Below are 13,273 nucleotides of genomic sequence, written 5' to 3' on the forward strand. Positions count from 1 at the left end.
ATTATTAATTGAATATTCTTTATTACCTTACACAAAATACAAAATCTAGTAAATTATTATGTTTTTTATAAACAAAAATCCAGTTATGCTTACTACATAACTGGATTCCTTATCGTTTAACAACTTTTTTATTTTAAAATAACAACTTCCCTTAATTCCCTCTTCAACACTTTCCCTAAAGCGTTTTTCGGTAATTCGTCCATAAATACAACTTCCGGTATTTTATAGTTTGCTAGTTTCTCCTTACAATGTTGAATAATTTCTTCTTCTGTTAAAGGTGTTTGAATGTCCTTTACAATGTAAGCTGTTGGAATCTCACCCCAAAAGTCATCTGGAATTCCAACTACTGCAACTTCTAAAACACCGTTTATTTCATGAATAACATCTTCTACTTGATCTGGATATACGTTGTCACCACCGCGTACGATAACGTCTTTATATCTTCCCATAATATGTAGAAATCCATCGTCATCTATCATGCCAGCATCGCCCATGTTAAACCAATTATCTTTTACTACCTTCTTTGTCGCCTTTTCATTATTCCAATATCCTTTAAACATGTACGGACTTCTTACATGAATCTCTCCAACTTCATTTGTTGTTAGTTCATCACCTGTTTCTGGATGAACAATTTTCAATTCTACATGTTTAAGAGTTTTTCCTACAGAAGACATCTTTTCTTTTCCCATCATTGGATGCCATGAGGTTACAACCCAGCCTTCTGTACTACCATACCCTTGCACCATATATATTCCTTTTTTCATATATTTTTGAATGAGTGTTTCTGGCACTTTTGTACCACCGCTTTGCGCTATTTTAAAGGTTGAAATGTTACGCTCTTTTTTATTTAGTTCATCAAGCATATAACTATAAACCGCTGGAAACGCAAGCATCGTAGTAATTTTCTCTTCTTCAATCTTATCCCAAATAAGAGTAGGATTTGAATCAGATAAGAAAATCATCGTTATGCCATGATAAATGCAATTTAAAATAGAAAGCACCCCACTCATATGAAACAATGGATGCACTGATAAAAAGCGTTCACCTGCTGGAATTTCTCTTTGCCCCGCAATCTCAGCAAAATAATAGTGTAAGTTTTTATGTCCAATCACACATGCTTTTGCCTGTCCAGTCGTTCCTGAAGTAAATAAGTAAATCGCATCATCATCTTCATGAACTTCTACGTTCGGTTCTGTAATTGGCTGTTCTTGCAATTTTAATTCAAATGAACCAAAGCCTTCTTCTGTCGTTTTAATTACATAAGGAATTTCTTTAACAGCATCAATCTTTAATAACACTTCACTAAATTCTTCATCAATAACTAATACTTTTAACTTTGCTTCTTTTACAATCGTTTCTAATTCATAAGCAGTAAGCTGATGATTTAGCGGAATAAATACCGCTCCAATTTTCAAACTTGCCATCAGAACGCTTGGAAACGGGGGATTATTTTTACATAGGATTCCTATACGATCCCCTCTTTGCAAACCGTTATGTAACAAATAATGTGCAAGCTGATTTACTCGTTCATTATACTGCTGAAATGAATATCTTTTCTCTCCCCCTACAAGCGCTTCCAAATTTGGTGATTGCATTGCTCTTTTTTGTAATAATTGTCGCATCGTTCTCAAGTAAAACTCCCCTTTATATATGTTAGGTTTTTTATTTTACCAGATTAATTATTAATTTACTAAAGATTACACTTAGTGAATATAAAATCAATAAAAATAGCCATCTACTTAACAAGTAAATGGCTATTTCCTCTTATATATTTGAATACTCCTTATTCATCACATATCGTAAATACTCAGGTGCACTTTTATTAATCTCTTCATCACTAAGCTTATATTCTGCACCATATAAATAAAACGAAGGTATAAATTCCATTCCCGTGTATAAGCTTGTAGCGTGAAATGGTTTCGTCAACTCAGCCATTGTAATCCCGCTATTTTCATAGTCTTTTTCTAATCCACCTATAGAAATAGCTACACCAAACTCTTTTCCCTTCACTTTATCCCCTTTAGATCCGTAAGCAAATCCATACGTTAACACATCATCAAACCACTTCTTTAATAAAGGCGGTGAGCTATACCAATAAAATGGAAATTGAAATATATATCGGTCGTGTTCTACTAACAGCTTTTGTTCCTCTTCAACATTAAACTCCCAATTTGGTGCCGCTTTATATAGTTCATGCACCGTAACTTCATCGGAATGTTTCTCAAGCTCTTCTATCCATCTTTTATTAATTCGAGACTTTTCAATATCAGGATGTGCTACAATTACAAGTGTTTTCATATAGTTTCTTCCCCCTTATAAATAATTCAAACCCGTTAGTATTAGTATGAATGAGTCACATATAATTGAAAAGTACGTACTTTCAGGTACTATAGGAACCTTGAGGTACCTTTGGAGGTGTTATATGAATCAAAATGATGACTGCCCAATTGCAACAACACTCGATGTAATCGGCGGAAAATGGAAAGTTTATATTTTATGTGTTTTGATGGATGGAAAAATGCGAACAAATGAAATCAAACGAGAAATTCCAAACCTTACACAAAAAGTTCTTACACAACAACTTCGGCAACTTGAAGCTGATGGGATTATTCATCGTACCGTATATCAAGAAGTACCACCAAAGGTTGAGTACACAATAAGTGAACACGGAAAATCTTTAATGCAAATTATGAATGAACTATTTGAATGGGGAAAAGATCATCAGATGAAAAGATTAAATGACTAAAAGAACCCTACCTACTTTGTTACATCTTCTATGCAAAGAATTCTTTTGAAATTTTGTAATAGGAGTATCGTCACATCACTATTAAGTTAAGAAAATAGATTACCCCCAAAATGAACTTCTTTGCTATAAAAGACAAAAAGTTTCTGTTTTGGGGGCACTATAAAATTTAAACTTGATACCGATGTGTTACTACCCCAATTTGATATAGGCTTCGTGAATTTCGTGTGTTTGTCCTCGTTGTAGCTGGAATGGATTTGGCAATTGTTACAGAAAAAAGAACCAACATTCTTACAAATCTGAAAAAACGAAAATGGCTGTTTATGAAACTTTCTATATTTATACTTAAAGTTGGTGCTACTTCTTTATTGCATTAGATAGTAATGTAATTTATAATACGTTTAAATGATTAAATTCTTAAACGGAAGGTAATGTTAGCGAAATGAACTGTAATGATAAAGTAATGCATATTTTAGAAAATTTAAGACCATGTTTTCAAGGGTTGGGAGATCCAACTCGTCAGCAAATTGTATCACTTTTAATTGATAAAGATAGCTTGAATGTGACGCAAATTGCGGAGCATATTCCCATGTCAAGACCTACTGTATCTCATCATTTGAAAATATTGAAACAATCAGGGTTACTTCAAGTTCAGAAAAAAGGCACTGAAATGTATTATTGTCTTGAATTTAATGAAACAATAAATCTTTTAAAAGAACTTGTTTCTTTAGTTGAAGATGAATGTAAGAATTAGGTACTCATTTATAGTTTAGGGACACCTTTTGTCCCTTTTTTTAGCGACATTACGTTAAAATGTTTAAGTTTTTAATCGTTTAAACTTACAATCTCATACTAATTAAAATGGAGGTTTCAGATGAATAAGAAAACAGTATTAATTGTTGGTGGGTATGGAGTTGTTGGTAGTCAAATTGCTCAAATTTTACATGATCGACATCCTGATTTGGAAATTAGATTAGGGGGAAGAACCTTAGGGAAAGCGTTACCTTTTGAATCAGAGAGAGTAAAAATAGTCAAGGTAGACAACACAACAGATGATCCTTTAAGAAATTCGGATGATAATTTCACATTAGTTGTTAATGCGGTTAATGACCCGCAAGATAGACTACTTCTATCTGCAGTTCGAAAAAAAATTCCATTGGTTGACATTACTCGTTGGACTGAACGCTTTAAGAGTTCTATTGATCGATTAAAAAATGTTGAGGTCCAATCCCCTGTTGTATTAGCTTCAGGGTGGATGGGGGGGACAGCAGCCCTTTTTTCTAAAATTTATTCAAAAGATCTTCAAGAGGTTACGGTTGATATCAACGCACTATATTCTCTTCAAGACAAAGCAGGACCAAATTCAACAGCATATATGGACCGGTTAACTATTCCATTTGAAGTCAAAGCTCGAGAGGGAATGCGACAGGCTTATCCAATGACTAATCCAATCAAAGTCCGCTTTCCCAACGGTTATATAACCAAATGTTATCGTTTGGATACTCCTGATCACGTAACCCTGCCAGAATCAATTCATGCTGTTTCGGCTAACTTTCGTATTGCTTTTGATAGTAAAATATCTACATATGGACTGGTTTCTCTGGTGAATACAGGGATTTGGAAAATGATTAGCGGAGAAAAATTTACCGATTTACGGAAAAATATTCTCTATAAACCCGGAAAGGGAAGTGCACATAACATAGTTATTCACCTTAAAGGTTATGATGCTACTGGTGTATTGCATAGACGATGTGTGAACATATCAGATCCATTAGGACAGACACATCTTACTGCTTTAGGAGCAGCTGTCCAAGCAGAGAACATTTTGCTAACATCTGATATTGTGGTTCCGGATTCTGAAATTTACTTTCCGGAAAATCTATTAGATTTGGGTGTGAATGCATCTACAATTTTAGATTTTTATAGGGAATATGGGGTTAATATTACGAAAGAAAATATATAAAAGATACCGTTCTATTCGTGGTAGTACACATAGGGCTATCAAGCTAAGAAATACAAACACCTCCAAAACGAGAGAATGTGCATCTTCATGTGAAAATGTACATTCTCTCGTTTTGCGGTGTTATAAAAGTCTTAAAAATTATAGCCACAGAATTACTTTCCTATCCTCTTCTTAATTTTGAAGTCTAGAAAGTCAGCATTTAAACCAAGCTTAATAATATTGCTTTTGTACGATTATCCGTTACTTCATAATAAATTTCTAATCCTTTCCGAGTACCTGTAACGATTTTAGCAGCTCTTAGTTTGGATAAATGTTGACTAATTGTACTTTGAGGCATTTGTAATGTTTCATACATTGTTGTTACATTAGTAGGGCCTTTTGTAATCATTATTTCTACTAAGGATAAACGGGCAGGATGCGCCAATACCTTCAATGCTTCAGCAACCTCTTCATACATTTCTTTTTTTGTTTTCATATTTCTTACTCCCCTTTTATATAAATATTAATGATATCCATATATATAATTCGAAAGGATATACGATTTTATGTCCGTCAATTAAAAAATTTAAATATTAAAAATTCCTTTAGTTTGAAACTAGATGGGTTTATTACCATAAAACGAATTCCCATCTTCAATATTCTATAGATTCTTCTTTTCATTCCCTTGATGTTGTGTGGTAGGAACGTTTTTGTCCTCATTTTCAGGCCCGTTATTTTCGTTTATATTTCCTTGCTGTGATCCTCTACCGTTATTCTCTTGCTCATGTCCATTATTTCCTTGAGACCCTCTACCGTTGTTCTCTTGCTGGTGTCCATTATTTCCTTGAGATCCTCTACCGTTGTTTTCTTGCTGGTGTCCATTATTTCCTTTTTGAGGCCCTCTACCGTTGTTTTCTTGCTGGTGTCCATTATTTCCTTTTTGAGGCCCTCTACCGTTGTTTTCTTGCTGGTGTCCATTATTTTCTTTTTGAGGCCCTCTACCGTTGTTTTCTTGCTGGTGTCCATTATTTTCTTTTTGAGGCCCTCTACCGTCGTTTTCTTGCTGATGTCCATTATTTTCTTTTTGAGGCCCTCTACCGTTGTTTTCTTGCTGATGTCCATTATTTTCTTTTATTTGCTTCGGTTGCTGTTCCTTGGATTGCTTTTGTTCTATACGCTCTTGTTTCTCGTATCTTTCTTCTTTTACAGGAGACGAATCCGATGATACATCAGGAGATGACTTTGGTTGCGAATGTATCTCCTCATCGCGCTCCCCTTGATTAGACGGCGGTACAGGAGGAGTAATCGATTTCTGCTTCTCATCTTGCTTTATATAAACACCTGTGCCAACTCCTGCTTTCTTGGCGTTCTCTCGCATTTGCATCGTACTGCTTTGATATACGACTGTAACGTGTTTTGTCTCATACTCTTTCTTTAATTTTTGCATAGCCTTTTCCAACTGTGGTTCTAGCGACTTGTCCTTTGTAACAGCTGTTAGCATAACTTGCTTATCATTCGTTAAGTACTTATCCTCTTGACTCTGCTTTATAATAGTACGTATTACGTCTTGCAGGTCATTATTTTCCCATCGTTTCATTTCTTTTAAAATACGCCTTCCATCATCATTACAAGCTCGCAAATCTATAACACGAAGATCCTTTGTTACGCTCACCTCTAAACTTGGATTTATATCCACTGAGACATAAGCAAATACTTTTTCTTCCGGTTGGTTGTAGAAAAACAGCAACACACATAGAAAACAAGTAACAAGTAATGATGCAGGCTTTAAGAAAGAAGGGATTGAAAAACGCGGTGCTCTTTGCTCTTGTTTGTTAAACAAGATTTCCTCTCCAATCATGTAAGAGTGTACTTGTCTTTTAAACGTAATAAACTCTCCATTTGGAGTTAAAACAACTACGCTATGTTTTTTTATATCCATCACAATTCCTTTATTCATCATGCTTCTCCCCTCTTATATAATCAAGAATATATGTATAGTTGTTTGCAAAAATAATACACATCGCAATAATGTATTTTCTATGTCGCTCCAACGTTTTACGACTTACCCTAACACGCGGTTCAATATGTTTCAGCGGTAACTTTTTCTTTCTGAACAGCTCTTCCATCATTTTCTCGTCTTTTATAATAATCTTTACAATTTCTATTAAGTGCTCACGCGTATCACGATGCTTAGGAGATTCCTTAGCAAGCTCTGAAAATGTGATTTTAAACTCAGCTAGCACACTTTGAAAATGAAGAATTTCCTCCTTACGGTTACTATTTTCCATCTCTTTCATATACTCCGTAAGCGATACTTGCATTTCTAATATTTCCTCTTGCTTATCTTCTTTTAAAAAGACAAGATTATGCTTAGACTCCTTGCGTATATAGTCAATTACATCTCTTTTTATAAGAAGATCAGCAAACGCTAGAAAAGATTTCCCTTTTTTATATGAATACTGTTCAATTGCTTCGTTAAACGCAAACAACCCAATGCTATATTCATCATCCTGTTCTGTAATATAACGGCGGCAGACAGACGAGATTGATTTTCTAATAAACGGCTGATACTGTACGATAAAAGCTTCCTTATCTCCTCCGTTGTTTTGTATGTTAAATACGATATCTTCTATTTTCGTTTTTTTTAAGATCTTCATTACTAAACTCAACACTAGTAATCTCCCTGCCTCCTTCTGCTTCAAATAGCAAAATGGTCACTAAACAAGTGACCATTTAACCACATTTTCTTAGTACTTTTCTTTGGGCTTGTCTTCTTGCTGTTACTCATATTTTTCGAGGCCGACTTTTTTAGATGACTATTTTTTCCACTTGCACTAAAGTGAAGTCTATATTTTGTACTGCTTTCTTGTTTTCTTTTGCAATACCACTTGTTCTTCCTGCTCTTTTTCTATTTTATCTGCAATCTTTGAATAACTCTTCTCTATATTTTTGGTAATTTTAGCTTTTTCTTTCATTTGCTTTCTTCTACTTATATATATTCGAAGGAATAAATAATTTTATGGGGGTCAAAAAAATATTTTTTATAAAATAGTTATTTTTTCAAAAATAAAAACCATCAATTTGAAAAAAGATTGTTCAAATTGATGGTTTTATTGTTATATATATTAATTTTTTATAACTAAGGTTAATCATTTCTTTAATTTATTATCGCTAATAAACTAAAATTCCATAGTGCCCCCAGAACGAAATGTTGTACTAACTTGTAGCAAAACAGCTTATTTTGGAGTATTAGTTTTTCTTAGCTTGCTGGCAATGGCCCATCGCTATCAAGCTAAAACCTTATATTACCCCATCGCCATCAAGTTAAGGTTTTGAAGTACCCCCTAAACGAAAAAATTCTTTATCAATAGGGGCACCATATCAAAAAAGAAAATTGTAAGTTTAGACACATTTTAGATACAAAATAACCGGTTATTTATTTTCCTACCTTTCTAGGGAGGTTTTTCTTGTAATGGTCTTAAATGATTGATTTAAGGTTATAAACTTAAATCATAAATAAAAGATAGAGTAAAAACTATATAAGAAATAAATGTAACGAAAACAAGAAAACATATAAACTGAGCATTAGATACATATTGTTCTATTCCTTTTTTCATTTTAATTAGTATTATTTTTCAGATGTGAAGTATCAATTTGAATTTCACCTTTCCAAGATCCAATTACTTTTCCAATTCTATTTATATTTACATCTAAAGTAAGGGGCTGTTTAAAATCGTCTTTTCCCTCAGAAACTATAACAAATGTAGCAACACCTTCGGGTTTATCATTATCACGAATGCCTACATCATTTAATTTTTTACCTGCTGCCATAAGTTCAAAAGGAAGACGGTCATCTGAATCATGGATAAATGATAGTCTCCCTTCATGTTTAATCTCAGGGTTTTCCTCTTGTTGCCCATTAATTTTACCATCACTTTCAAGCTCTAATCCTGATGTATCAAATTCAAATGGTACTAAACTTCCGTCAGCTTTTTCCATTCTATAATGAACTGATATACGTGAATCTGCGATATATAATTCTTTGAAATGTACAGTAATACCTTGATCTGTAATTTTTTCATCAATAGGAATATATTTACCATTCTTCATCATATCTTGTGTGACACCATTTTCATCTTGTATTCCTTCATTTACAACTTTATCATTTGTAATTGCATCAGAAAAATATGAGGCAACATTTGTAGCCGCTACTTGTACTTGTGGAATCATTGCTGTTGTGAAAAGTGCTGCTGCAGCTACTGCTGTATACATGAAACGTTTTGATTTTTTACTCATGTTTGTAAAGAGTCCCTTCTTCTGTTGTTTTTTGTGATTTATATTAGAAACATTGTCTAGCTTGGAACGACTTTCAAATGTTTTCCATGCTTGTTCTATATCAATTTTGATTTCTTGTGGTGAATTTGCAGATTCTTCATCTAGCATTACGTTTTCCCATTGATTTAATTTGCTGATTTCTACTAATAAATCTTGGCATGCTTCACATGTATCTAGGTGCTTTGTGTATTCCTTTCTTATATCATGAGAAAGTTCTCCATCAATATATGTTTGAATAAATCCGACATCATAACATTTCATTTGTTATGCCTCCTCCATTTGTTTATAAATCTTGCGAAATTTCATTTTGGCTCGGACCAATAATGTTCCAATAGAAGATATTTCAATTTGAAGTATTTCTGCAATTTCTTTATATTGAAAACCAGAGAATTTCATTAGTAAAAGGGTTCGTTCTCGATCATTCATTTTATTTAGTATCGTTTGTACCTTTGTAATTTCTTCTTTTCTTATCCAATCATCGTCTAATGATGAAACATTTTGTACTTCATGGTATTGTATTTCTTTATCAATCTTCGCTTGTTGCCTTTTTTCAGATCGCAAATGGTTATAAGCTACATAAGTAGAAGATTTAATCAACCATCCAGGTATGTTTTCAATTACTTTCCAGTCGCTACGATATAATTGTAAAAATACTTCTTGTGCTAACTCTTCAGCGATAGATTGATCTTTAACAATCCATATAATCTGTTTCACAGCATAAGCATAGTACTGCTTAAATAAATCTTCAAAAGGCATATCAGAAGCATGACTTTCTTCATTTTTTATGGTTAACATGTTAGTTTAAACCTCACTTTCAATTTGATGCCTGTATTATTGAGAAACCAGAAAAACGGATTTTGTGACAGTTTTTCTGGTTATTTTTTTATTATGTACTAAAAAAAGCATTCATCTGATTAAAAGATAAATGCCAAAAGGGAAATAAAAACATAAAACTATAACTCTTGCAGTAGTTTTCTATTAATGGGGTACCGCCACATCGCTATCAAGCTAATAAAAAGAAATGCCCCCTAGAATGAAAAAAACGCCATCCTTTCCTATGATTCTACAGAAAGAATAACGTATTTTTTCATTTTAGTGGAACAATTAATCTCTTAAGTTGATGAGCATGCAGCAAGCCCCTTTAAAGGTAATATTGCGGTACCAGGCTGCCCTCTATACTGAAAAGGTAATATCACAACTCAAACTGCTATATTTATTTCCTGTCGAATACACTCTTTTTTATTAGCACGTTTCCATAAATATATGGTGTAGAAGAATAAAATTGCAATAATAATATATGCAAAAAGCGACGAGGCTTGAACATTCCCCATAAAATTAAAGAAATTATTAAAAGTGTGGAAAGTAATGGTGATAATAATTGATTGCTTATTTACGATAAGTAAGGACAGAACAAGTCCAACTAAAAATGCATATATGATTTGTAAAATGGTATCTTCAATAGACTGCCCACCAATTAGTTGTAATAAATGGGTGATACCAAACAAAAAACTTGAAATCAAAACTGATTTTTTTATCCCCTTTGAAAACAACATTTTGAGCATAAATCCACGAAAAAAGATTTCCTCAATAAATGCAACAACAAAAAATTGCATGATAAACATAAAAAATAAGTCAGATACCGATGTTGTGTTTAATCCTTTATTACCAAGTAGTATTACTAATAGAACAAGCACTAATGGGGAATTTAATAAAATGGTATTCTTCATTGAATTATTTAACTTAATATCAAAGAAATAGAATTTCCACTTGTTCTTTATTGTTAAATATATTAAAATTCCCACTGCTAAAGGAACAAGTCCAATAAATTGTAATACTGGACTGGATGGCTTAGTAATAGTTTGATAGGCCCCGTTAAGCGTGTAAAAAATCATTAATAAAAATTCTAACCCAATAATTTTTAAAACAATATTCTGATTTACCTTCATCTAGAATCCTCCCCTATTTATCGATTTGAGCATTTTTCTTTTGGATTACTGCACTGTTACTATTTATAGATTAATAGTAACTTATTAATTCATCAAATAATTTACTGATATTTCAAAAAAATATAGTATAAAACACTTTATTGTCCTCATGATAAGGTAAACAAATACCTCAAACGAGAAAATTGATCTCTTCAAATTGAAAATATATAAAATTCCTTTTTGGGGGTTTTATATATTTTTTTAGTTGATGGCGATGTGGTGAGACCCCATAAAGAAAAGACACCCTAAGGTGCCTTCCTCCGACTTGAACCACTTTAATTTAATAATATGTATTGGACATTAAGTAAACACGTCCTATAAAACAGAATCATTTATTTTCAACAGATTGTTAGTGTACAAATACAAGAGAATCGAGATCGTTTGTTTGGCTAGATTAAAGCAACGCCACACCTATATGGTTGAGATGTGTTACGCCTTCTAATCGGAGAATCAGCTTTATAGAACGTGTCCACAATTTATATTTTACTACATGTAATATTTATTTTATGTAATTTTTACAAATATGTATAATTACATAAAATTCACGAGAAAAAAAGAGTATACTTTGATATTGTGTAATAAAGATAAGGCCCACCTACGGAAATAGGTGGTTTTTTTGTTGGGCATTACTATCCCATTGCACAAAAGGGAATTTGCATTAAAATAATATCATATTCTTAGAGTTCTTATATTGAGAAAAAAGACACTCTTATGAGTGCCCCTTTTTTTAGTAACCGAATCCGCCGCTACCGCCGCCCCAACAACTACATCCTATAATGATTAACAGGATGAATAGAACGATCAGTAAAGCAAATCCGCCACCTAACTGTCTACGCTTAAAGACTAAAGTTACCTTTAGCCCCCCAAGACTCGCTACGAGCGAATGGCTAGTTCTTACTCGACGGGAATCCCACCCGTTATATGATACGACCTAGGCTCGGCCACACACCTGCCTCGTTAGTTAATATGAAAATGAAACCCAATGTCTTTCAGGCGAAAGTATAATCTTGGTTTGGAAATATACAACTGTTTGGACATAAAAAAGACCATCGAAATGATGGTCTTGCAGACTGTAGACAAATGCATAAAATAACGGATGACCCTTTCTCTGAACACTTACTTTACTTCTTTCATAAATAGTCTAACGTTTTCAGCGATTTCTTTGAATTTGGTATGGTGTAAATAATGTGATCCATCCATGGTTACTACTTTCCCATGTACCGAGTCTTTGATCTGCCCTTCATGCAGAGGTATCCATCCTGCTACACCTTCATTATTCGCTTGTACAAAGAGAAGAAGTGGAAGATATTTAGGGAAGATTAAACCTTGAGCCCCTTTAAAATTAGACGAAATATGGTCCATCTCATTCAAGGTTGTGTCATTATACATGTTTTTATTCGAAATCATTTTCATTTGCTCTACGGTTTTTTCATCAAATGCCAGTCCAGCATAGGGGTCAGCACTGATTTTCATAGCCAATCTTAAGAGACCTGATTTTTTGAGATATGCAAACGTTTTTAATGGGAAATTGATATCCATACCCGGTTGTGTTGCAACACTGCTATCGATTCCGACAAATGCAGTCACCTCGTTTGGATATTTGTTCACATAATCAATTCCATAAATGCCTGTAATGGAGTGGCCCATGAGCATGTATCTGTTAATATTAAGCTGCTGTAGAGCTTCATGAACTTCACTTACCATATTCTCTGTGGTTCGCTCTTTTACAGTTTCATCACTTAATCCATAACCGAAAGGCTCTACCGCAACAACTTTGTAAAATGGAGATAATTCATCGATAAGAAGCTTAAAATCAAGCCCTGGAGTAGCTGTTCCATAACCAGGCAGGAGCACGATCGTTTCCTCGCCCTCGCCTTGAATTAACACATTCATGTTTCTCCCGTCTACAGATACGTGCTGCCCGTAGGGCACTATTCGTTTTTGCTCCGAATGACTACTCATCACATTTGCGATATAAACAATACCTAAAAAAAGTACAATGGCTAGAACGATTGCTCCTATGATTTTAAGTAAGATGTTTCGCACTTTCTTTATTTTCATTCCACTCAGCGTTTTCTTTTCCTCTTGTTGTGTCACTGTCATCTTCTCCTGTCCTGATCTGTTTGCCTTCCTTCATGTGCCTGTAATGAAAACTTAACCAATGAAGATGTACTCACCATGACGACAATATGAACTGAATATGAACTGCCAAAAAAAATGCTACGGCTCTATATGCAAGTAAGCTTGCATATGAGTCGTAGCATAGAG

Annotated in this window: 13 protein-coding genes and 1 pseudogene; 3 read left to right on the forward strand and 11 right to left on the reverse strand. The window is 33.7% G+C overall.

What is annotated here, in order from left to right:
* Positions 1-128: 128 nt before the first annotated feature.
* Together MHI07_RS15440 and MHI07_RS15445 are read right to left on the reverse strand one after the other, a co-directional pair.
* On the reverse strand, positions 129-1,631 hold the full coding sequence (locus MHI07_RS15440) for a class I adenylate-forming enzyme family protein (RefSeq protein ID WP_016105523.1): 1,503 nt from the start codon (positions 1,629-1,631) through the stop codon (positions 129-131).
* A 133-nt stretch (positions 1,632-1,764) separates the two neighbouring features.
* Positions 1,765-2,298: an NAD(P)H-dependent oxidoreductase gene (locus MHI07_RS15445; protein WP_340824898.1), complete on the reverse strand. Its 534-nt coding sequence runs from the start codon at positions 2,296-2,298 to the stop codon at positions 1,765-1,767.
* A gap of 124 nt (positions 2,299-2,422) precedes the next feature.
* Here MHI07_RS15445 and MHI07_RS15450 point away from each other — a divergent pair, with 124 nt between their 5' ends.
* The 3 genes from MHI07_RS15450 (at position 2,423) to MHI07_RS15460 (ending at position 4,706) form a co-directional block, all read left to right on the forward strand.
* Positions 2,423-2,746 carry a winged helix-turn-helix transcriptional regulator gene (locus tag MHI07_RS15450; protein ID WP_002137377.1) on the forward strand — a complete coding sequence of 108 codons (324 nt, stop codon included), beginning with the start codon at positions 2,423-2,425 and terminating at the stop codon, positions 2,744-2,746.
* A 439-nt stretch (positions 2,747-3,185) separates the two neighbouring features.
* On the forward strand, positions 3,186-3,497 hold the full coding sequence (locus MHI07_RS15455) for an ArsR/SmtB family transcription factor (RefSeq protein WP_000995769.1): 312 nt from the start codon (positions 3,186-3,188) through the stop codon (positions 3,495-3,497).
* 120 nt (positions 3,498-3,617) lie between these two features.
* Positions 3,618-4,706 (forward strand): hypothetical protein, encoded by a 1,089-nt coding sequence (locus MHI07_RS15460; RefSeq protein ID WP_002161057.1) that lies wholly within the window; start codon positions 3,618-3,620, stop codon positions 4,704-4,706.
* Positions 4,707-4,905: 199 nt separating this feature from the next.
* Here MHI07_RS15460 and MHI07_RS15465 read toward each other — a convergent pair whose 3' ends face one another.
* The 9 genes and pseudogenes from MHI07_RS15465 to MHI07_RS15505 form a co-directional block, all read right to left on the reverse strand.
* Entirely contained in the window at positions 4,906-5,181 is a 276-nt protein-coding gene (locus tag MHI07_RS15465; protein WP_016105526.1) for an ArsR/SmtB family transcription factor, read from the reverse strand.
* A 165-nt stretch (positions 5,182-5,346) separates the two neighbouring features.
* Positions 5,347-6,642 carry an anti-sigma-I factor RsgI family protein gene (locus MHI07_RS15470; protein WP_340824903.1) on the reverse strand — a complete coding sequence of 432 codons (1,296 nt, stop codon included), beginning with the start codon at positions 6,640-6,642 and terminating at the stop codon, positions 5,347-5,349.
* Positions 6,635-7,357, reverse strand: coding sequence for an RNA polymerase sigma factor SigI (gene sigI / locus MHI07_RS15475; protein WP_033714738.1), 723 nt, complete (start codon positions 7,355-7,357; stop codon positions 6,635-6,637). The genes MHI07_RS15470 and sigI overlap by 8 nt, the downstream gene beginning before the upstream one ends.
* 174 nt (positions 7,358-7,531) lie before the next feature.
* A complete protein-coding gene (locus MHI07_RS15480) occupies positions 7,532-7,660 on the reverse strand; it encodes a hypothetical protein (RefSeq protein ID WP_256416133.1) in 129 nt (42 codons plus the stop codon).
* A gap of 643 nt (positions 7,661-8,303) precedes the next feature.
* Positions 8,304-9,281 (reverse strand): DUF4179 domain-containing protein, encoded by a 978-nt coding sequence (locus MHI07_RS15485; RefSeq protein WP_078174523.1) that lies wholly within the window; start codon positions 9,279-9,281, stop codon positions 8,304-8,306.
* A gap of 3 nt (positions 9,282-9,284) precedes the next feature.
* On the reverse strand, positions 9,285-9,815 hold the full coding sequence (locus MHI07_RS15490; RefSeq protein WP_048543752.1) for an RNA polymerase sigma factor SigX: 531 nt from the start codon (positions 9,813-9,815) through the stop codon (positions 9,285-9,287).
* 404 nt (positions 9,816-10,219) lie between these two features.
* Positions 10,220-10,966: a CPBP family intramembrane glutamic endopeptidase gene (locus MHI07_RS15495; protein ID WP_016105530.1), complete on the reverse strand. Its 747-nt coding sequence runs from the start codon at positions 10,964-10,966 to the stop codon at positions 10,220-10,222.
* A gap of 766 nt (positions 10,967-11,732) precedes the next feature.
* Positions 11,733-11,828, reverse strand: a pseudogene (locus MHI07_RS15500) (YjcZ family sporulation protein); the annotation flags it as partial.
* Between the two features lie 293 nt (positions 11,829-12,121).
* Complete coding sequence (locus MHI07_RS15505) at positions 12,122-13,102, reverse strand: alpha/beta hydrolase (RefSeq protein ID WP_078181932.1); 981 nt, start codon at positions 13,100-13,102, stop codon at positions 12,122-12,124.
* Between the last annotated feature and the right edge of the window lie 171 nt (positions 13,103-13,273).

The sequence above is a fragment of the Bacillus sp. FSL H8-0545 genome (assembly GCF_038006105.1).
GTDB lineage: Bacteria > Bacillota > Bacilli > Bacillales > Bacillaceae_G > Bacillus_A > Bacillus_A cereus_U.

Coding starts and splice junctions, on each gene's coding strand:
- MHI07_RS15445 (WP_340824898.1), bottom strand. CDS start 2,298: ATGAAAACACTTGTAATTGTAGCACATCCTGATATTGAAAAGTCTCGA.
- MHI07_RS15450 (WP_002137377.1), top strand. CDS start 2,423: ATGAATCAAAATGATGACTGCCCAATTGCAACAACACTCGATGTAATC.
- MHI07_RS15455 (WP_000995769.1), top strand. CDS start 3,186: ATGAACTGTAATGATAAAGTAATGCATATTTTAGAAAATTTAAGACCA.
- MHI07_RS15460 (WP_002161057.1), top strand. CDS start 3,618: ATGAATAAGAAAACAGTATTAATTGTTGGTGGGTATGGAGTTGTTGGT.
- MHI07_RS15465 (WP_016105526.1), bottom strand. CDS start 5,181: ATGAAAACAAAAAAAGAAATGTATGAAGAGGTTGCTGAAGCATTGAAG.
- MHI07_RS15470 (WP_340824903.1), bottom strand. CDS start 6,642: ATGAATAAAGGAATTGTGATGGATATAAAAAAACATAGCGTAGTTGTT.
- MHI07_RS15480 (WP_256416133.1), bottom strand. CDS start 7,660: ATGAAAGAAAAAGCTAAAATTACCAAAAATATAGAGAAGAGTTATTCA.
- MHI07_RS15485 (WP_078174523.1), bottom strand. CDS start 9,281: ATGAAATGTTATGATGTCGGATTTATTCAAACATATATTGATGGAGAA.
- MHI07_RS15490 (WP_048543752.1), bottom strand. CDS start 9,815: ATGTTAACCATAAAAAATGAAGAAAGTCATGCTTCTGATATGCCTTTT.
- MHI07_RS15495 (WP_016105530.1), bottom strand. CDS start 10,966: ATGAAGGTAAATCAGAATATTGTTTTAAAAATTATTGGGTTAGAATTT.